The following is a 19857-nucleotide window of genomic DNA, read 5'->3' as shown; positions in this document are numbered from 1 at the left end:
AAGCGCGCCGAAATCACTCAAGAAGCGGGCAGGACGTGGTCGGCGACCTTGTCGGTGGACAGGCACAGCGAGCAGACGAAGGCGTCGTGCGTCGCGCACTTCATCATGTCCGGCCGCTCGTAATCGTGATGGCAGACATGGCATTTGAGATGCTCGCCGGACGGGTTGCCCAGCTCGTCGTACATCGGCAGGTCGATGCCGTCGTCGGTGCGCCGCAGGTAGTACTTTCCTTTGGTCGCGACGGCGAGGACCGGCGGCAGCACCAGTCCGAGCACCATGGCCACCAGCGGTGAGTACGGCCGGATCGCCTCGCCGAGCACGCCGAAGAACGTCAGCAGCGACACCCCGGCCGCGACGAACAGTGAGACGAAGCCGACCGGGTTGACCGCGTACAGCATGCCGCGGCGGAACTCGGGCTGCAGCGGCGAGAGCTTCAGCAGGTACTTGTTGAACACGATGTCCGACGCCACCACCACGACCCAGGCGATTCCGCAGTTGGCGTAGAACCCGAGGATCGAGTTCAGGAACGCGAACATGTTGGCTTCCATCAGGATCAGCGCGATCACCAGGTTGAACGCCAGGAACACCAGCCGGCCCGGGTAGTGCTTGGTGACGCGGGTGAACGAGTTGGTCCACGCCAGCGAACCGGAGTATGCGTTGGTCACGTTGATCTTCACCTGGCTGATCACCACCAGGATCACCGCGAGGGTCATGGCCAGCCACGGCGGCAGGAAGTTCCGGTAGATCTCCAGGAACTGGTGCACCGGCTCGTTCGCGTTCGCCACGGCGCCGTCGAAGACGTTGGCGATCAGGTACACCGCCAGGAACAGGCCGACGACCTGCTTGATGGCGCCGAAGATCACCCAACCCGGTCCGGCGAGGAACATCCACGTCCACCAGCTGCGGCTGTTCTCCGGCGTGCGGGGAGGCATGAACCGCAGGTAGTCGATCTGCTCGGCGATCTGCACGATCAGGGACAGACACACCCCTGCGGCCAGCAGGGTCATCCCGAGATCGAAGCCGCCGGTGCCGCTCTCACCCTGGTAGGCGAAGAAGTCGCCGACCGATTCGGGATGGCTGACCACCAGGTAGACGAACGGCGCGACCATCAGCACCAGCCACAGCGGGGTGGTCCAGACTTGAAGTGTCGAGAGCACTTTCATGCCGTAGATCACCAGCGGGAAGATGATGACGGTGGACAGCGCATAACCGGCCCACAGCGGGATGCCGAGACCGAGTTCGAGACCCTGGGCCATGATCGAGCCCTCGAGTGCGAAGAAGATGAAGGTGAACGTCGCGAAGATGACGTTGGTGACCACCGAGCCGTAGTAGCCGAATCCGCTGCCGCGGGTGATCAGGTCGAGGTCGATGTTGTAGCGCGCCGCGTAGTACGCCACCGGGAAACCGGTCACCATGACGACGACCGCGAAGATCAGGATTCCCCAGAGCGCGTTGGTGGTTCCGTAGGCGATGCCGATGTTGGCGCCGATCGCGAAGTCCGCGAGGTAGGCGATGCCGCCGAGGGCCGAGATGCCGACCACTCGGGTGGACCACTTGCGGTAGCTGCGCGGCGCGAAGCGCAGCGTGTAGTCCTCCAGCGTCTCCTTGGTGGCGGTCATGGTGTCGAGGTCGGCCTCGACCGCCTCGTTGCGCCGCACCTCGTCGCTGAGCTCTTGGGTCATTCGGCAAAATTAGGGCGACTTTGTTTCCGGTCTGTGACAGCGATGTTCCGTCTAGCAAACCGTGCCGCCAGCGGCGCCGGTCCGGGGTCAGCGGATCGGCAGACCGGTGACGGCCCGCCCGATCACCAGCCGCTGGATCTCGCTGGTGCCCTCGAAGATCGTGAAGATCTTGGCGTCGCGGTGCATGCGCTCCACCGGGTAGTCGCGGGTGTAGCCGTTGCCGCCGAGGATCTGGATCGCCTCGTCGGTGACGTAGACCGCGGTCTCGCTGGCGACCAGCTTGGCCATCGACCCCTCGGCGTTGTCGAACGTCTTGCCGTTGCGTGCCATCCACCCGGCGCGGTAGACCAGCAGGCGCGCCGCGTCGATTCGGGCCTTCATGTCGGCGAGCTTGAAGGCGATCGCCTGGAACTCGCCGATCTTGCGGCCGAACTGTTCGCGCTGCTTGGCGTAGTCGAGGGCGTACTCGTAGGCGGCCTGGGCCACCCCGACGGCCATTGCGCCGACGGTGGGCCGGGTGCGTTCGAAGGTGGCCATCGCCGCCTGGCTCTTCGAGCTCTTGCCTTCGCGGACGCGGGCGATGCGCTCGTCGAACTTCTCCTTGCCGCCGACGATGAGGCTTCCCGGGATGCGGACGTCCTCGAGCACCACCTCGGCGGTGTGCGACGCCCGGATGCCGTGCTTGAGGAACTTCTGGCCCTGCGTGAAACCCGGTGTGTCGGGCGGGATGATGAATGTCGCCTGGCCGCGGGTGCCCAGGTCCGGGTGCACCGACGCCACGACGATGTGCACGTTCGCGATGCCACCGTTGGTGGCCCACGTCTTGGTGCCGTTGAGGACCCACTCGTCGGTGGCCTCGTCGTAGCGGGCCTTGGTCAGGATGGCGCCGACGTCGGATCCGGCGCCGGGCTCCGACGAGCAGAACGACGCGACCTTCGGGTCGTCGACGGTGCCGAACATCTGCGGCAGCCACTCGCCGAGCTGCTCGGGGGTGCCGTTGGCCGCCAGCGACGCGGCGGCCAGACCGGTGCCCAGGATCGACAATGCGATGCCGGCATCACCCCAGAACATCTCCTCGAACGCGATCAGCATGCCGAGCCCCGACGGCTCGCCTGCCTGCTCGGCGAAGAACTCCATCGAGTAGATGCCGACCTTGGCCGCCTCCTGAATGATCGGCCACGGCGTCTCCTCGCGTTCGTCCCACTCGGCGGCGGCGGGGCGGATGACGTCGGCGGCGAACTCGTGGACCCAGTCCCGGATGTGGACGAGGTCGGGGGACAGTTCGAGGGAGAACGACATGACCGGGATCTTACTCCGGAGTAAGTTCACCGCAGTAGTGCTGTGGCGGATGTAACAGAGGCGGAGTTGGGCCGGCCGGGGCCGGCTACCGCGTCGCCCGCCCTGACCCCGCTCGAGGCGGTGCGCTGATCCTGGGCGGTCCTCGTCGCGCGTTGCCCGCTCACCGCCGGCATCGCGGCACGTAGAATCGTCGGGTTGCCACCGATCGAGCAGAGCACCGACCAGAGCGAGGTAGTCCCCGATGAGCGGCCATTCCAAGTGGGCCACCACGAAGCACAAGAAGGCGATCATCGATGCCCGGCGCGGCAAGAACTTCGCCAAGCTGATCAAGAACGTGGAGGTGGCCGCCCGCGTCGGCGGTGGCGACCCGGCCGGTAACCCGACGCTCTACGACGCCATCCAGAAGGCGAAGAAGAACTCGGTGCCCAACGACAACATCGAGCGCGCCCGCAAGCGCGGCGCAGGTGAAGAGGCCGGCGGCGCCGACTGGCAGACCATCACCTACGAGGGCTACGGCCCCAACGGGGTGGCGGTGCTGGTCGAGTGCCTCACCGACAACCGCAATCGGGCCGCCGGCGAGGTGCGCGTCGCGATGACCCGCAACGGCGGCAACATGGCCGACCCCGGTTCGGTGTCCTACCTGTTCTCCCGCAAGGGCGTCATCACGCTCGAGAAGAACGGCCTCGCCGAGGACGACGTGCTCGCCGCGGTGCTCGACGCGGGCGCCGAGGACGTCACCGACCTGGGCGACAGCTTCGAGATCCTCTCCGAGCCGACCGATCTGGTCGCGGTGCGCACCGCCCTGCAGGAGGCCGGTATCGACTACGACTCCGCGGAGGCCGGATTCCAGCCGTCGGTGACGGTGCCGCTGGACGCCGAGGGCGCACGCAAGATCATGAAACTCGTCGACGCGCTCGAGGACAGCGACGACGTGCAGGACGTCTACACCAACGCCGACATCCCCGACGAGATCCTCGCCCAAATCGAGGAGTAGTCCCGGGCGGCTAGAACGTCAGCTGCACCTGGTAGTCGCGGTGGGTGAACACCCAGTCGCCGGCGTCGCGGCGCAGTTCGTCGGTGTACTCGCCGACCAGTCGCATCGCGTTGCCGTCGCGGAACTGCATGATCTCGAGGTTGTTGGACCGCGCGCGCGCCCGGTCGCCGTCGATCTCGATGGACGCGATCTGGATGAAGAACGCCATCTTCTCGACGGCGCCGAACACCTCGCCCCAGTGGGTGCGCAGTTCGTCGACCCCCTGGCACTCACCGCCTGCGCCGGTGCGCCGCCCGTCCTCGGCCCAGCACGCCAGATACGCCCCGAGGTCCTGCCTGACGACGGCGTCGCTGTAGAGCTCGAGCCGCTCGCGGATGGACTGCCGGTCTTGGGCCGGGCCGGTGAACGCCATGAGCGCATCGTAGATCTGGGGTTCGCCCCGACGTCGGCGAAACACCCGGTGCGTCAGGCGCGTCCGTTGGTGGTGGCGAACTCGTCCTCGTAGTCGACGGTGTCGTCGAACGCCCTGCCCCGTCGCTCCGCCTCGGGGCTGCCCGAGAACAGGCTGGACGCCACGCGGTGGGTCTCGGTGTCGGTGTCGCGGCGGGCGGGCCGGTCGGGCTCAGCCGGAGCGGGTTTGATCCGGTGGGCCGGGACGACGGCATGCGGGGTGCGTTGCACCCAGTCGACCATGCCCTCGCGCACCGCGCACCGCAGGTCGAACAGCGCACCCGCGTTCGGCGCGCTCACCATCATCCGCACCCGCACCACTCCGCCGACGGCGTCGGTCACCTGCAGCACGCCGCGGCGGCCGTCCCACTGGTCATTGGCGGCCAGTAGCCGGTCCAGTTCGGCGCGCATGTCGGCGAACGGGACGGAGAAGTCGACGTCGAACTCGACGGTGCCCATGATCTCGGTGGCGTTGCGCGTCCAGTTCTCGAACGGGGTGGTGGTGAAGTAGGTGCACGGCAGCACCAGCCGGCGTTCGTCCCACAGCCGCACCACGACGTAGGTCAGCGTGATCTCCTCGATCCGGCCCCACCACCGGCCCTCTTCGAGCTCGACGACGTCGCCGACCCGGATCGCGCCCGAGAACGCGATCTGCATCCCGGCGAACACGGCGCCCAGCGAGGTCTGCGCGGCCAGGCCGGCGACCACCGACAGCACACCGGCTGAGGCGAACAGGGTGGTGCCGATGTCGGAGAACGACGGGAACGTCATCAGGATCGCGGCAAGGCCGAGCACGACGACCACGGCGATCGCGAGCCGGCGCAGCACCGTCACCTGGGTGCGGATCCGGCGCCAGATCCGGTCGGCGTCGGTCACCTCGCCCTCCGCGCCGCCGCCGTAGCGCGCGATCATCCGTCGCTCGGCCACCATCACCAGGCTGGTCAGCAGCCATGTGAAGGTGGCGATGTTCACGATCAGCATCGTGTGGTCCACCCAGCCGCGCCACGGGTCGGCGTCGTCGGAGGTGCGCTGCACCGCGACCGACGCCGCGAACACGATCAGCGTCGCCCGCAGCGGCCGGCGGGTGAGTGTCGCGACGTCGCACAGCACTTCGCTGCGCCGGCCGACGCGCCGTAACCCCCAGGTGAGGATGATTCCCACCAGGTACGCGGCGACCACGGCGCCGCACGCCCAGGCCAGGGTGACGGCGAGATTGGTGGCGGACTCGAGTTCGTTCTCGTCGGGCATGGGGGTGAAATCAGCTCCACGGATCGAGGTCAGGTCTCCCGCGACGGTAGCGGCGGTCGCGCGTGACGTCACATCGCACGACGGGCGGCTGCGTGGATATCACCCGGAATTCGCTCACTGGCAGCACAATTGCCGCGTGGCGGTAGTCGTGACGGATCCCAACGGTGTCCAGTGGAACCTCAAGCGCAAGTGGTGGCCGTTCGGCGACATGGGGGACTGGGCCGACATCGACTTCTTCGGCTGGTTCGCGCTGCTGATCGCCGCGCCCTTCCTGCTGGTGTGGCCGTTCTGGCTGGCGACGAAATTCCTCGGCCTGCAGCGGTGGCGGATCGTCATCGAGCGGGCCCACGCCGAGGTCGGCGACGAACTGGTGCGCGGCTGGTCCGCCTCCGGGCGCCGGCTCAACGACCTTGCGCTGGAGATCGGCCAGGGCAGCCGGTCCGGGCACTTCACGCTCTGATCGGGGGGCCGCGACACCAGCGTGTCGCCGCCCGGCCCGGCAGCCGCGGCGCGCTAGGGTGTCGAACAGCTGTTCGGGAAGGGGCTGGCGTGCGCGTGATGGGAGTCGACCCGGGGTTGACCCGCTGCGGGCTCTCCGTGGTCGAGGGCGGCACCGGCCGCCAGGTCATCGCGCTCGACGTCGACGTCGTCCGCACCCCCTCCGACGCACCGCTGGCCGAGCGGCTGCTGACAATCAGCAACACCGTGGACCACTGGATGGACACCCACGTGCCCGACGTCGTCGCGATCGAGCGGGTGTTCGCCAACCAGAACGCCAACACGGCGATGGGCACCGCGCAGGCGGGCGGCGTCATCGCCCTCGCCGCGGCGCGGCGCAGCATCGACGTGCACTTCCACACACCCAGCGAGGTCAAGGCCGCCGTCACCGGCAACGGCCGGGCGGACAAGGCGCAGGTCACCGCGATGGTCACCAGAATCCTTGCGCTGCAGACCAAGCCGACTCCCGCGGACGCGGCCGACGCATTGGCGCTGGCGATCTGTCACTGCTGGCGCGCGCCGATGATCGCGCGGATGGCCGCCGCCGAGGCCCAGGCCGCCGAACAACAGCGCAGATACCGGGCCACGCTCAAGGCCAAGGCCAAGGCGAAGAAGGGTTCGTCCCCGGCGCCGTCGCGGAGCGCGACGTGATCGCGTCGGTGCGCGGCGAGGTGATCGACATCGCGCTCGACCACGCCGTCGTCGAGGCCGCGGGTGTCGGCTACAAGGTGATGGCCACCCCGTCGACACTCGCCGCGCTGCGCCGCGGCGCCGAGACCCGCCTCATCACCGCGATGATCGTGCGCGAGGACTCCATGACCCTGTACGGCTTCGGCGACTCCGAGGCCCGCGACCTGTTCCTCACCCTGCTCGGCGTGTCCGGCGTCGGTCCGAAGATCGCGCTCGCCACCCTTGCCGTGCACGATGCACAGGCGCTCCGGCAGGCACTGGCCGACGGTGACGTCACCGCGCTCACCCGGGTGCCCGGCATCGGCAAGCGGGGCGCCGAGCGCCTAGTGCTCGAACTGCGCGACAAGATCGGACCGGTCGGCCCGTCCGCGGGTGGATCGACGGTCGGCGGCCACGCGGTGCGCGCGCCGGTCGTCGAGGCCCTCATCGGTCTCGGGTTCGCCGCCAAGCAGGCCGAGGAGGCCACCGACAAGGTGCTCGCCGACGATCCGGGCGCGAGCACGTCCGCCGCGCTGCGCGCCGCGCTGTCGATGCTGGGTAAGAAGTAGCGATGGGCCGATTCGCGAACAGCCCGGAGGACTCCGAGTCCGCCGAGGCGCCCGACGAGCGCGACGTTTCCGCGGCGCTGACCGTCGGCGAGGGTGACGTCGACGCCAGCCTGCGGCCGCGCTCGCTGCGCGAATTCATCGGCCAGCCCCGGGTACGCGAACAGCTGCAGCTCGTCCTCGAGGGTGCCAAGAACCGCGGCGGCACACCGGATCACATCCTGCTGTCCGGTCCGCCCGGGCTGGGCAAGACGTCGCTGGCCATGATCATCGCCGCGGAGCTGGGCGCGTCGCTGCGGCTGACGTCCGGTCCGGCGCTGGAGCGCGCCGGGGATCTGGCCGCAATGCTGTCCAACCTCGTCGAGGGTGACGTGCTGTTCATCGATGAGATCCACCGCATCGCCCGGCCGGCCGAGGAGATGCTGTACCTGGCGATGGAGGACTTCCGCGTCGACGTGGTCGTCGGCAAGGGTCCCGGTGCCACGTCGATTCCGCTCGAGGTGGCGCCGTTCACCCTCGTCGGCGCCACCACCCGGTCGGGGGCGCTGACCGGTCCGCTGCGCGACCGGTTCGGGTTCACCGCGCACATGGACTTCTACGAGCCGGCCGAACTCGAACGCGTGCTGGCCCGTTCGGCGGGCATCCTCGGCATCGTGCTGGGCGGCGAGGCGGGCACCGAGATCGCGCGGCGCTCACGCGGAACGCCGCGGATCGCCAACCGGTTGCTGCGCCGGGTCCGCGACTACGCCGAGGTGCGGGCCGACGGCGTGATCACGCGTGACATCGCGAAGGCCGCGCTCGCGGTCTACGACGTCGACGAACTGGGCCTCGACCGGCTGGACCGGGCCGTGCTGTCGGCGCTGACCCGCAGCTTCGGCGGCGGACCGGTCGGCGTCTCCACGCTGGCGGTCGCGGTGGGGGAGGAGGCCACCACCGTCGAGGAGGTGTGCGAGCCGTTCCTGGTGCGCGCCGGCATGGTGGCCCGCACGCCGCGGGGCCGGGTGGCCACCGCGCAGGCCTGGACCCACCTCGGCATGCAACCGCCCAGCCGGGCCACCGCGCTGGGACAGCCCGACCTGTTCGAGTAGGAGGTGCGCCAGATGGGCAGCGGCACAATGTCTCTCGCCGTCCGCGCCACGGTGGTCCCGGTGGAGGGCGTCGGCGCCTGATCTCAGGTGCGGAAGACGGCCGCCCCGCTGTGCCGGATCCGGTTGCCGCCGGCCCGTTTCGCCTCGTACATGGCCGCGTCGGCGGAGTCGACGAGATGGCCGACCATCCGCCTGGTGGTGTCGCCGTCGATGCTGAGCAGCGTCACGCTGGCGACACCGAGACTCGCGGTGACGCCCCACGGGTTGGTGGCGACCGCCCGGCGCAGTCGCTCGGCGGTCACCTGGGCCTCGCTCGCGGGCGTCGTCTCCGCGACGAGGAACTCCTCGCCGCCGACGCGGGCGACCACCGAACCGGCGGGACTGGCCCGGCGCAGGCTCTCGCCGACGGCGATCAGTATCCGGTCGCCGATCGCGTGTCCCTGGGTGTCGTTGACCTTCTTGAAGCCGTCCAGATCGACCATCACGACGGTGAAGCACGGTGGCGGATCGCCGGTCGAGGCGGCGATGAGTTCCCGGGCGCCGCGGTAGAAACCGCGTCGGTTACGCAGTCCGGTCAAGGGGTCGGTGTTCGCATTCAGCGCGTCGGCGCTGAGCAGGTGGACGAGTACCTGACCCGAGAACGGCACGGCCAGCACACCGACGATCACCACCAGCAGCTTGGCGGCCGCCATCGCAACGTCGCCGGATGCGGCGATCTGCCACGCGGCGACCAGTGCGGTGCCCGCGGCCGTGCACAGGGTCAGCGTCAGGTACCGCACAGAGTGGAAGAACGCGACGTACCCGGCGAGGGCGGCGAACGCCATCGAACCGTGCAGTGCGGTCTCGGGCCTGACTTCCACCAGGGAGGCGGCGGCGATGCACACGTTGGACGTCACGGCGAAAGTGGTCGACTGCTGGTGCGTCGGCCACCGGGTGAACCACATCGCCGCCATCGCCGCGCAGCACACCGCCACGAGCACGCCGACCGCGCGGCCGACCGGGGACTGCGGGCCCGCCGGACTCCACAGCAGCAGCAGCGGCGCCGCGCCGAGTGCCGCCACGATGGTGCCCATCATGAACCGGGTGAACCGCTGCAATTGACGCGCACCGAGATATTCGGAGAGCCAGTGGAAGTTGTCGGGTTGCCCCCACCACTGGCGAATCCGGCCCACTACTCGCGCCCCCGTACGGTTCGCCGCGCAACTGCTCGCGCGTCGGCGTTGGTACGGGATGTTACCTAGTCAACGACCGGTTTGCTGGACATCGCCAATGTGTCAGCGTCCGGCATCTGCCGATTCCGTCACAACAAGCCAAGCAGCTCCAGATCGGTGACGTACTTGACGATCACCGGCGCCGTGACATGTGGAATGTCCTTGTCCGCGCCGATTTTCGCCTCCTGCACCGCGGTGCGGAACCGTTCGGTCGGCGCGAGGGACCCACGCATCGGCTTCTCCGGCTGCTGATAGTTGTGCAGCAGCGGCAGGAGCGAATACTGACGCTGTTGCTGGGGCAGCCCCCGCATGGCTGTCTCGAACCGGTCGAACCAGGTGCGGTAGTCGTCGACGCGGCTGATCGGATAACCGGCCTCGACCAGCCAATCGACGAACTCGTCGAGCCCGAGGCCGTCGTCGTAGGGATTCATCACGTGGTAGGTCTCGAAGCCGGCTCCACGCTCCTTCACCGCCTGTGCGCCGAGGGTGTCGATGGCCTCGGCGATGAACTCGACCGGCAGGCCGTCGTAATGGGCACGGCTGCGCCGGCCGTCGGCGTCCAGTTCGTAGAACGACGCGGGCGCGATGCCGGTGGCCACCAGGCTCAAGATGGTGCGGGTGAACATGTCGGGCAGGTTGAGCTGCCCGGCGTAGGTGGTGTCGGCCAGGATCATGTCGCAGCGGAACACCGCGACCGGCAGGCCGCACAGGTCGTGGGCCTCGCGCAGCAGCACCTCGCCGGCCCACTTGCTGTTGCCGTAACCGTTGGCGTAGCTGTCGTCGATCCGGCGTACCGGGCTGATGGCGCGGATGTCGCCTTCTTCGGTGAAGTGACCCGGTTCGATGCCCGCGCCCACGCCGATCGTGGACACGTACGTGAACGGCTTGAGTCTGGCGGTGAGTGCGAGCCGAATCAGTTCGGCGGTGCCCACCACATTCGGGCCGAACAGCTGGCTGTACGGCAGCACGTGATTGACCAGTGCGGCGGGATCGACGATCAGGTCCACGGATTCGGCGAGTCGGTGCCAAACCTCCTCGGAAAGACCGAGATTCGCTTCACCCTTGTCACCGGCGATCACCTCGAGATGGTCGGCCGCCAGGTGGCGGTAGTGCCGCAGCAGCTCGGGGTCACCGCTGTCGAACGTCTGGTCCAGGCGCTGCCGGGCGGCGGCGTCGTCCTTCGCGCGCACCAGGCAGATCACCGTCCCGCCGACCAGAGACATCCGCTCCAGCCAGTCGAGCGCCAGGTAGCGGCCGAGGAATCCGGTCGCGCCCGTGAGCAGGACGGTGCGGACCTCGCCGCGCGGCGCGGGCAGGGCGGCGGCGTCGGCGAGTGTGCTGTCGTCGATGAACTTGTCGAGGGTGAGGTCGCGGGCACGAGCCTCGATCGCGCCGAGGCCGTGCACGGCGGCGAAGGTGGGCCGCCTGGTGCCCGAGGTGCGCTCCGCCTCGATGTAGCCGGCCAGGGCCTGCAGATCGTTGGCCGGGCTGACGATGACACCGACGGGCACGTCGATGCCGTAGATCTCGTTGAGCAGATTGGCGAAGGTGAGCGCGGACAGCGAGTCGCCGCCGAGATCGGTGAAGTGCGAATCGGGCCGCACATCGGCGGCCGCCGCGCCGAGCAGAGCGCCCGCCGCCCGGCCGATGGTCTCCAGAGCCGGCCGCCCGTCGCCGTCGCGGCGCAGCGTGCGCAGTTCGTCGGCCTGGCCTTCGGCGAGGTCGGTGTAGAGCTGCTCGAGCCGTTCGCCATAGTGCTGCTTGAGCTTCGGGCGGGCCAGCTTGCGGATGCCGGTGAGCAGGCCGTTCTCCAAGGTGAACGGCTGCGTCTCGACGAGGAAGTCCCGGGGGATCTCGTAAGACTGCAGCCCGGCCGCCTTGGCGGCGTCCTGAAGGGCGGTGGTGAGCACGGCCTTGAGCTCGGCCGGGTCGTGCTCGGCGAGCGCGTCCTCGGTCGGCACGACGACGGCGAGCAGGTAGGACCGGGAGCTGTTGCCGTAGATGTAGATCTGGCGAATCGGTGCGCTGGTCGCGAACACCGACTCCACCTTGGCGATCGTCACGAATTCGCCCTGGGAGAGTTTGAGCACGTTGTTGCGGCGGTCGACGTACTGCAGCCGGTCGGGTGCGAGTTCGGCGACGATGTCCCCGGTGCGGTAGAAGCCGTCGTCGTCGAACATCTCGGCGGACAGCTCGGGCCGGCGGTAGTAGCCGGGGAACAGCTGCTCGGACTTGACCAGGAGTTCGCCGCGCGGGTGCGGCCGGTCGGTGTGGAAGTACCCGAGATCGGGGACGTCGACGAGCTTGTAGTCGATGACCGGTGGCCGGCGGACCACGCCGTCGACGAACACGGCGCCGGCTTCGGTGGAGCCGTAGCCGTCGACGAGGTGCATGTCGAGCAGCCGTTCCACCCAGGACCTCATCTCCGGGGACAGTGGCGCGGAGCCGGTCATGGCCCCGATGAAGCGCCCGCCCAACAGGTTTCGCCGCATCTCGGCGATCACCTGGTCCTCGGCAGCGGACCGGTCGGCGCCGTCGGCGGTGCGCCGGTCGACCTCGCTGGTGAACTCCTGGAAGATCATGTCCCAGATCCGCGGGACGAAGCTGAGCTGTGTCGGCCGGCTCAGTGCGAGATCCTCCAGGAGGGTGGACAGGTCGCTCCTTGCGGCGAAGTAGACGGTGCCGCCGGCGGCGAGCGTGCCGACGAGGATGCCGCGGCCCATCACGTGGCTCATCGGCATGAAGCTCAGCGTGATCGAGGGGATCACCGGGTTCTGCTCGTGAAAGCCGTTGTTGTTGGCGGCCTTCCACATGTCGGCGACCTTGCGCTCGGGATACATCGCGCCCTTGGGGGCGCCGGTGCTGCCCGAGGTGTAGATGAGCAGGCTCAGCGGGTCGGCGTCGGCCGCGGTCGCCGTCGTCGCGGATGGCGTTCCGGCGCCTCGCGCGAGCTCGCGGGTGAGCGCCTCGACGGGCACGTCGCGACCGCCGTCGGCCAGCCTGCGCCGGGCGGCTTCGAAGGCCTGGTGCTGTGCGGTCACCTCGGGCCGGTAGTCGAAGACCACCAGGCGGGTGGGCTGGTGTCCGGTGAGGATCAGCTCGACGGCGTCGTCGAGCATGTCGATGCCCGCGGCGATCAGGGTGGGTTCGGTCTCGGCGGCGATCGGCTGCAGCGCCTCGACGGGTGCGCTGGTCTGCAGCGGCACCGACACCGCGCCGAGCAGCATGGTGGCGGTGTCGACGACGGTGTAGTCGACGCTGGTGAAGCCGAGGATGGCCACGCGGTCACCGGGATGAACGGGGTTGCCGTCCCAGGCCGCGGCCAAGTTCTGCACGCGCGCCCACAGCTCGCCGTAGGTGACGGTGTCGAACGAGGGCAGCAGCTCGGCGGAGGTGGCGCCGGAAGACGGGTCCTCGACGAGACGCACTGTGCGCTGGGCCAGCGCGGGCCGGTCGGCGTAGCCGGTCATGACCGTCTCGATGACCTCGGGCAGCCGGAGCCCGGGCGCAGCGGCTGCGGCGCTGACGTCACCGAGCGGGACGGCGGCGGCGAATTGCGGGTCGGTGGCGGTCAATTCGGCGATGCGGCGGGCGAGCCGCTCGTCGGGGGTCTCATTGGACATGGGCGATCTCCAGTGCAATCGGTGCAATTTGCGACGCGACGCTGCGCCTGATCAGAACTACGTTAGTAAAACTAAGGTTATTCCTAGATCGGCTGTGCATAGGCTGTCAATGTATTGTGATGTCGCTCTCGGTCAGCGGACGACGGGCACGACCGTGTGCGCCGCGGCACGCCCTGCCAGCATCTCCACCGCCGCCGTGGGTGAGGGCACGTCGATCAACAGGTCCCGGGTGAGCGTCAGTGCCGCATATGACGGTTCGACACCGCCGACGGCGTCGGCCAGGTCCAGCAGGTGGACCGTGGCCTCCATCAGCGCCAGGCGTGCCGTCACCGCCAGGGTGGTGCTGCCGACGATCGGGTGGGAGATGACGGTGGCTCCCGGCCACGGGTCCGCACGTAACCGGGCGGCGCTCTCGGCGAACCGGTCGGCCGCGTCGCGCGGGCTCAGTGCGGTGGCTTCCGCGGCGGCGGTCGCAGCGAGATCCTCGGCCATGGTGTGCGCCGCTCCGCCATCGGAGTTGAAGCGGCGCAGCAGCTGCGCCGGATCGTTGACCGCAGCGGGCCCCTCCATCGTGGCGTCGGCGATGGCGTCGAACATCGCCGCGTCCGGGCACATGTGCGCGATGAGCGCTCGAACGTCCCAGGCGCCGCAACGGGTGTCGGCCGTCCACTCGGCGGGGGTGAGGATGGCGCACCGGTGCGACCACCGGTCCCAGGCGTCGGCGAGGGTGTCCTGCACGGCGGCGTGATCAACCGGCATGTCACCACCATAAACGGCCGCGATTCCATGCCACTGCCGGCGTTAGGCGAGGTCCGCCGATGGGTACTCCGGCGGCAACAAAGGAGGCACCATGAAGGACTACGACAGCTCGGACACCCCGGCGGCGCGCGCACGAGGCGGGCGGATGCGGATTCCGCGCAGCCGCGGGGCCGCGAGTGGATTCCTGTTGATCTTGCTGGGTCTCTGGGGAGCGCTCGTCCCCTTCATCGGGCCCTACTTCGACTTCGCCTTCACCCCCGATCAGGTCTGGGCGTGGACGACGGCCCGCGGGTGGCTCGAGGTGCTGCCCGGCGTGGTGACCGTCGTGGGCGGCTTCCTGATGCTGACGTCGCGCAACCGCGCGACGGCGATGCTCGGCGGCTGGCTGACCGTGGCGGCCGGGGCATGGTTCGTCATCGGCCGGGCACTGGCCGGTCCCCTCGGCCTCGGCAACGCCGGCGCGCCGGTGGCCACCAACGACACCAAGCGGGTCTGGCTGGAGCTGACCTACTTCTACGGCCTCGGCGCCCTCATCGTGTTCCTCGGGGCGATCGCGATCGGCCGACTGTCGGTTCGCAGTGCGCGTGACATCGCCTATGCGCAGCGGCCGGTGGAGACCACCACCACGGGTTCGCAGCCCGTGATCGAGCAGCCGGTACGACAGGACCCGGTCGTCGGGCAGCAGCCCGTCGGTCAGCAGCCCGTCGGTCAGCAGACCGGCTACGGTCCGGCCGCGGATCAGCCCGTCGGGCAGCAGACCGGCTACGGGCCGGCCGCGGATCAGCCCGTCGGGCAGCAGACCGGCTACGGGCCGGTCGCGGGTCAGCAGCAGGTGGAGGCCGCACCGCGGCGGCGCGGTCTGCTCAGCCGGCTCCGCAACCGGGGTGGCGGCAACACGCTCGCACACCGCTGAGCCACATGGCAGGCACGGCCGTCGAGCACATGCTCGGCGGCCGTTCTGTGATCCGTCCCACATCTACATTCCGCTTATGAGCCGGAACATTGTGTTCCGCAGCACCTTTGATGGTGCTTAGCAACACGAAGTGGTTACCTGGGAGTTCGGGCGGTCGACGACGCTTCGCAGTACCGTCCCGACAAACAGGAGGCTTTCGATGACCACGCCACTTCGCCTGCACGGCCTCTCCGAGCAGGTGCACCGGGCGCTGGCCGAACGCCTGAACCCGTCCGCGGCGCCGCAGGGCCACGACGAGATCGCCGAGATCGCGCTCGGCCGGTGGGCCTGCGTGCTGTACAGCGCGCTCGGACTGCCGAGCCGCGACTGGGTGCAGGTCGCCTGCTGGGCCGACGAGGCCGACGAATTCGCCCTAGAGGCGCTCGGCTCCTACATCGACGTGATGGTCGCGGCGCGCTGCGCGTCGCCATCCGACGATCTGCTTTCCGACCTGATCGCCGCCGAGGTCGACGGCGACGGCTTCACCGCGGACGAACTGCGCGCCATCGTCATCGCGCTCGTCACCACCTGACCGCGTCGATCAGCCGGTGTAGACCATCACGTGCTTGATGCGCGTGTAGTCCTCCAGGCCGTACATCGACAGGTCCTTGCCGTGGCCTGAGGACTTGAATCCGCCGTGCGGCATCTCGGCGACCAGCGGGATGTGGGTGTTGATCCACACGCAGCCGAAGTCGAGCGCGTTCGACATGCGGATCGCGCGGGAGACGTCCCTGGTCCACACCGACGACGCCAGTCCGTACTCGACGCCGTTGGCCCAACCCAGCGCCTCGTCCTCGTCGGAGAAGCTCTGCACGGTGATGACGGGTCCGAAGATCTCGTTCTGGATCATCCGGTCGTCCTGCAGGAGCCCGCCCACCACCGTCGGTTCCACGTAGAAACCCTTGTCGCCCTGCCGGTTTCCGCCAGCGGCGACCTTGGCGTGCCCGGGCACGTCCTCGAAGAAGCCGAGCACACGCTCCATCTGGTTGACGTTGTTCACCGGCGGCACCCACGCGTCCTCGTCGTCGGCGGCCCTGCCGAACGTCGTCGTCGCCGCCTTCGCCTGCTCGGCGAGCGCGTCGGTCAGATCACCGGCGATCGAGGCGGGTGCGAGTACGCGGGTGGCCGCGGTGCAGTCCTGGCCGGCGTTGAAGTAGCCGGCGGTGGCGATGCCCTCGGCCGCGGCCGCGATGTCGGCGTCGTCGAACACGATCACCGGCGCCTTGCCGCCCAGTTCGAGATGGGTGCGCTTGAGGTTCCCGCCGGCACTGACCGCCACGGCCCGGCCCGCCGCCACCGAACCGGTGATCGCGACCATCTCGGGCGTCGGATGGGAGACCAGGTTGGCGCCGGTGACGCGGTCGCCGGTGACGACGTTGAGCACACCGGGCGGCAGGTGCCTGGCCGCGAGTTCGGCCAGCATCACGGTGGTGACCGGCGTGGTGTCGCTCGGCTTGATCACCACGGTGTTGCCCGCCGCGATCGCCGGGCAGATCTTCCAGATCGCCATCATCATCGGGTAGTTCCACGGCGCCACCTGGCCGATGACGCCGATCGGCTCACGGCGGATCCAGGACGTGTGATCGGCCATGTACTCACCGGCCGACCTGCCCTCCAAGACACGTGCGGCGCCGGCGAAGAATCGGATCTGGTCGACCATCGGCGGGATCTCCTCGGCCGCCGTCACGTGGTCGGGCTTGCCGGTGTTCCGGCCCTCGGCCCTGATCAGGTCCGCGGCCGCCTTCTCCACCTCGTCGGCGAGGCCGAGCAGTGCCTTCTGGCGGTCGGACGGGGTGGACTTCTTCCAGGACTTGAAGGCCGTCGACGCCGCGGCGTAGGCGTTGTCGATGTCCTGCTCGTTGGACACCGGGGCGGAGCCGTACTCCTCGCCGGTGGACGGATCGACGAGCGGCATCGTGGCGCCGGACACCGAGTCGACGAGTTCGCCGTTGATGAAGTTCTTCACCGTGGTCATGGAGGGCTCCTTTACAGGTCGGCGAGGATGAGGGCCAGCACGTCGAGGCCCTCGGAGAGCAGGTCGTCGGAGATGGCGAGCGGCGGCAGGAACCGCAGCACGTTGCCGTAGGTGCCGCAGGTCAGCACGATCACCCCGGCGGCGTGGGCGCCTGCGGCGAGTTTCTTGGCGAGCTCGGCGTCCGGTTCGGTGGTGCCGGGTTCGACGAGCTCGACGGCGATCATCGCGCCGCGGCCGCGCACGTCGCCTATGCGCTCGTCCTCGGCCTGCAGCCGGTGCAGTCGGTCCTTCATCAGCGTCTCGATCTCGCGGGCGCGCGCGACGAGCCCGTCGGACTCGATGGTCTCGATGGTGGCCAGGGCGGCGGCGCAGGCCAGCGGGTTGCCGCCGTAGGTGCCGCCCAGCCCGGACACGTGCGGGGCGTCCATGATCTCGGCGCGGCCGGTGACCGCCGACAGCGGCAGGCCGTCGGCGATGCCCTTGGCGGTGACGATCAGATCGGGCGCGATGCCTTCGTGCTCGCACGCGAACATCGCCCCGGTGCGCGCGAAGCCGGTCTGCACCTCGTCGGCGATGAACACGACGCCGTTGCGGCGGCACCAGTCGAGCAGGGCGGGCAGGAACCCCTCGGCGGGCACGATGAAGCCGCCCTCGCCCTGGATCGGTTCGATGATCACCGCGGCCAGGTTCGGCGCGCCGACCTGCTTGTCGATGACGTCGATGGCGCGCCGGGCGGCCAGCTCGCCGTCGGTCGCCAATTCCTTGCCGAACTCCGCGTCGCGGAACGGATAGGACAGCGGCGCGCGGTAGATCTCCGGGGCGAACGGGCCGAAGCCGTGCTTGTAGGGCATCACCTTGGCGGTCAGCGCCATCGTGAGGTTGGTGCGGCCGTGGTAGGCGTGGTCGAACGACACCACCGCCGACCTGCCGGTGTAGGTCCTGGCGATCTTCACGGCGTTCTCGACGGCCTCGGAGCCGGAGTTGAACAGCGCCGAGCGCTTCTCGTCGTCGCCGGGGGTGAGGCGGTTCAGCGCCTCGGCGACCGCGACGTAGCTCTCGTACGGCGTGACCATGAAGCAGGTGTGGGTGAATTCGGCCACCTGCGTGCGCACCGCGTCCACGACGCGCGGCGACGCGTTCCCGATGGTGGTGACGGCGATCCCCGAGCCGAGGTCGATGAACCGGTTGCCGTCGACGTCCTCGAGGATGCCGCCGCCCGCGCGCGCCGCGTACACCGGCATGGTGGTGCCCACGCCGCGCGACACGGCGGCGGCCTTGCGGTCGATGAGGGCCTGCGACTTCGGTCCCGGAACGGCGGTGACGAGGTGGCGGCTCTGCTCGAGAATGGTCACGGCACGACTCCTGCGATCACGGGGCGTCTTCGAGGGGCACTGCGAGGGGGTTCGGCTTCGGCACCGAGCCTAGTCGGCGACGGGCTCCACGCGACTGGAAACGGCGCCCGCCGGCCCAACCCGCTCAGGATTTCGTATCAGAATACGCCAGATGATGCGGTATCAGTGGCCAAGACCGGCTTTGTGCGACGGGATCGTCGTTCGCCTCGGCACGGCGCCGGACTGCGCAGCGCGCGCCCGGCGTGGCGCCTCGATGACCACTTCGAAAGGCACCATCTCCGGACCTGTCAATAGAGTCGAGGCCATCGCCGTGCTGGATTGAACGCACGGGGCAGTCGGCTGCCAGCTGCCGCAATGGCACACTGGACAACTACGAGGCATCGCGACCTGACTACTGAATCGGGGCGCCGTCGCCGCACAAGCCGACACGAAAGACTGTTGCCGTTATGGACCTGGTCGTTTTCCTGCCCCTGCTCATCATCCTTGGCGCATTCATGTTCTTCGCATCGCGCCGCCAGAAGAAGGCGATGCAGGCCACCATCGACCTGCACGAGTCGCTGCAGATCGGCGACCGGATCCACACCACGTCCGGTCTGCAGGGCACCATCACCGGCATCACCGACGACAACATCGACCTCGAGATCGCCCCCGGAGTCGTCACCACCTGGATGAAGCTGGCGGTGCGCGACCGCATCACCTCCGACGCCGATGACTACGACGACGTCGACGACATCGACGAGTCCAACGAGGTCACGTCATCGGCCACCGAGGTGACCGAGAGCACCTCGGTCGTCGACTCCACCGCGGATTCGGACCGCCTGAAGAAAGACTGACAGCAGAGCACTCAGCCCGGGCACGTACTCTTTGCCGTGCTGAGCAACTGATCTCGATCTCGAGGAGACCCAACCAACGTGGCATCGTCTTCGGCGCCGGTGCATCCTGCCCGCTACCTGACGCTCTTTCTGGTGCTGCTCGTCGGCGTCTACCTCCTGGTGTTCCTCACCGGGAACAAGAAGCCCGACCCGAAGCTCGGGATCGACCTGCAGGGCGGCACCAGGGTCACCCTGACCGCGCGCACCCCGGACGGCACGCCGCCCACCCGTGACGCCCTGGCCCAGGCCCAGCAGATCATCAGTGCCCGCGTCGACGGTCTCGGCGTCTCGGGTTCCGAGGTCGTCGTCGACGGCGAGAACCTGGTGATCACGGTGCCGGGCAACGACGGCAACGAGGCCCGCAACCTGGGGCAGACCGCCCGTCTCTACATCCGCCCGGTCATCCACGCGATCGCGGCCCAGGCGCCCGGCGAAGGCAACGCCGAGGGACAGCCGCCGGCCGAGGGCCCGCCAGGACTGCCCGGCGGACCCGAAGGCGCACCCGGCCTGCCCGGTGGGCCCGGCGGCCTGCCGCCCGGCATCCTGCCCGGCGGACCCGAGGGCCTGCCGCCCGGTGTCGTCGCGCCGGGCGGACCCGCCGCCGACGCGCCGCCGCAAG

General features: G+C 69.1%; 17 protein-coding genes and 1 pseudogene. 9 read left to right on the top strand and 9 right to left on the bottom strand.

What is annotated here, in order from left to right; translation table 11 throughout:
* Positions 1 to 17 precede the first annotated feature (17 nt).
* Both O6P37_RS22085 and O6P37_RS22080 read right to left on the bottom strand, forming a co-directional pair.
* The gene (locus tag O6P37_RS22085) at positions 18 to 1619 is read right to left on the bottom strand and encodes a purine-cytosine permease family protein (RefSeq protein ID WP_269896251.1); all 1602 of its coding nucleotides are present in this window, start codon (positions 1617 to 1619) and stop codon (positions 18 to 20) included.
* A gap of 150 nt (positions 1620 to 1769) precedes the next feature.
* Positions 1770 to 2981: an acyl-CoA dehydrogenase family protein gene (locus O6P37_RS22080; RefSeq protein ID WP_269896100.1), complete on the bottom strand. Its 1212-nt coding sequence runs from the start codon at positions 2979 to 2981 to the stop codon at positions 1770 to 1772.
* Between the two features lie 241 nt (positions 2982 to 3222).
* Between O6P37_RS22080 and O6P37_RS22075 the strand changes: the two genes are divergently transcribed.
* Positions 3223 to 3975 carry a YebC/PmpR family DNA-binding transcriptional regulator gene (locus O6P37_RS22075; RefSeq protein WP_269896099.1) on the top strand — a complete coding sequence of 251 codons (753 nt, stop codon included), beginning with the start codon at positions 3223 to 3225 and terminating at the stop codon, positions 3973 to 3975.
* A 10-nt stretch (positions 3976 to 3985) separates the two neighbouring features.
* Here the strand turns inward: O6P37_RS22075 and O6P37_RS22070 are convergent, their stop codons facing one another.
* Together O6P37_RS22070 and O6P37_RS22065 are read right to left on the bottom strand one after the other, a co-directional pair.
* Complete coding sequence (locus O6P37_RS22070; RefSeq protein ID WP_269896098.1) at positions 3986 to 4387, bottom strand: YybH family protein; 402 nt, start codon at positions 4385 to 4387, stop codon at positions 3986 to 3988.
* Between the two features lie 53 nt (positions 4388 to 4440).
* Positions 4441 to 5673 (bottom strand): mechanosensitive ion channel family protein, encoded by a 1233-nt coding sequence (locus O6P37_RS22065; protein ID WP_269896097.1) that lies wholly within the window; start codon positions 5671 to 5673, stop codon positions 4441 to 4443.
* A 136-nt stretch (positions 5674 to 5809) separates the two neighbouring features.
* Here O6P37_RS22065 and O6P37_RS22060 point away from each other — a divergent pair, with 136 nt between their 5' ends.
* From O6P37_RS22060 to ruvB, 4 genes are all read left to right on the top strand, one after another.
* Positions 5810 to 6133, top strand: a complete 324-nt coding sequence (locus O6P37_RS22060) for a hypothetical protein (RefSeq protein WP_264014241.1) — start codon at positions 5810 to 5812, stop codon at positions 6131 to 6133.
* Between the two features lie 89 nt (positions 6134 to 6222).
* Entirely contained in the window at positions 6223 to 6822 is a 600-nt protein-coding gene (gene ruvC / locus O6P37_RS22055) for a crossover junction endodeoxyribonuclease RuvC (RefSeq protein ID WP_264014240.1), read from the top strand.
* Positions 6819 to 7409: a Holliday junction branch migration protein RuvA gene (gene ruvA / locus O6P37_RS22050; protein WP_269896096.1), complete on the top strand. Its 591-nt coding sequence runs from the start codon at positions 6819 to 6821 to the stop codon at positions 7407 to 7409. The genes ruvC and ruvA overlap by 4 nt, the downstream gene beginning before the upstream one ends.
* Before the next feature lie 2 nt (positions 7410 to 7411).
* The gene (gene ruvB / locus O6P37_RS22045; RefSeq protein WP_269896095.1) at positions 7412 to 8494 is read left to right on the top strand and encodes a Holliday junction branch migration DNA helicase RuvB; all 1083 of its coding nucleotides are present in this window, start codon (positions 7412 to 7414) and stop codon (positions 8492 to 8494) included.
* 83 nt (positions 8495 to 8577) lie between these two features.
* Here ruvB and O6P37_RS22040 read toward each other — a convergent pair whose 3' ends face one another.
* The 3 genes from O6P37_RS22040 to O6P37_RS22030 all read right to left on the bottom strand — a co-directional run bounded on the left by O6P37_RS22040 (position 8578) and on the right by O6P37_RS22030 (position 14087).
* Entirely contained in the window at positions 8578 to 9666 is a 1089-nt protein-coding gene (locus O6P37_RS22040; RefSeq protein WP_269896094.1) for a GGDEF domain-containing protein, read from the bottom strand.
* 128 nt (positions 9667 to 9794) lie between these two features.
* Positions 9795 to 13328 (bottom strand): carboxylic acid reductase, encoded by a 3534-nt coding sequence (gene car / locus O6P37_RS22035; protein WP_269896093.1) that lies wholly within the window; start codon positions 13326 to 13328, stop codon positions 9795 to 9797.
* A 132-nt stretch (positions 13329 to 13460) separates the two neighbouring features.
* Positions 13461 to 14087, bottom strand: a complete 627-nt coding sequence (locus tag O6P37_RS22030) for a maleylpyruvate isomerase N-terminal domain-containing protein (protein WP_269896092.1) — start codon at positions 14085 to 14087, stop codon at positions 13461 to 13463.
* Between the two features lie 91 nt (positions 14088 to 14178).
* Here O6P37_RS22030 and O6P37_RS22025 point away from each other — a divergent pair, with 91 nt between their 5' ends.
* Both O6P37_RS22025 and O6P37_RS22020 read left to right on the top strand, forming a co-directional pair.
* Complete coding sequence (locus O6P37_RS22025; protein ID WP_269896091.1) at positions 14179 to 15000, top strand: hypothetical protein; 822 nt, start codon at positions 14179 to 14181, stop codon at positions 14998 to 15000.
* Between the two features lie 199 nt (positions 15001 to 15199).
* Positions 15200 to 15571, top strand: coding sequence for a cytochrome P450 family protein (locus tag O6P37_RS22020; RefSeq protein ID WP_269896090.1), 372 nt, complete (start codon positions 15200 to 15202; stop codon positions 15569 to 15571).
* Positions 15572 to 15580: 9 nt separating this feature from the next.
* On the opposite strand, the gene O6P37_RS22015 is transcribed toward O6P37_RS22020, so the two are convergent.
* Both O6P37_RS22015 and gabT read right to left on the bottom strand, forming a co-directional pair.
* Entirely contained in the window at positions 15581 to 17014 is a 1434-nt protein-coding gene (locus O6P37_RS22015) for a gamma-aminobutyraldehyde dehydrogenase (protein WP_269896089.1), read from the bottom strand.
* Positions 17015 to 17025: 11 nt separating this feature from the next.
* The gene (gene gabT, locus O6P37_RS22010) at positions 17026 to 18366 is read right to left on the bottom strand and encodes a 4-aminobutyrate--2-oxoglutarate transaminase (RefSeq protein ID WP_269896088.1); all 1341 of its coding nucleotides are present in this window, start codon (positions 18364 to 18366) and stop codon (positions 17026 to 17028) included.
* A gap of 446 nt (positions 18367 to 18812) precedes the next feature.
* On the opposite strand from gabT, the gene yajC reads away from it, so the two are divergent.
* Together yajC and O6P37_RS22000 are read left to right on the top strand one after the other, a co-directional pair.
* Entirely contained in the window at positions 18813 to 19199 is a 387-nt protein-coding gene (gene yajC / locus O6P37_RS22005) for a preprotein translocase subunit YajC (RefSeq protein ID WP_269896087.1), read from the top strand.
* A 78-nt stretch (positions 19200 to 19277) separates the two neighbouring features.
* A pseudogene (locus tag O6P37_RS22000) lies at positions 19278 to 19857 on the top strand (protein translocase subunit SecD); the annotation flags it as partial.

This window comes from Mycobacterium hippophais (assembly GCF_027529605.1).
GTDB classification, from domain to species: Bacteria; Actinomycetota; Actinomycetes; order Mycobacteriales; family Mycobacteriaceae; genus Mycobacterium; species Mycobacterium arseniciresistens.
This window is presented reverse-complemented; position numbering and strand designations above follow the sequence as displayed.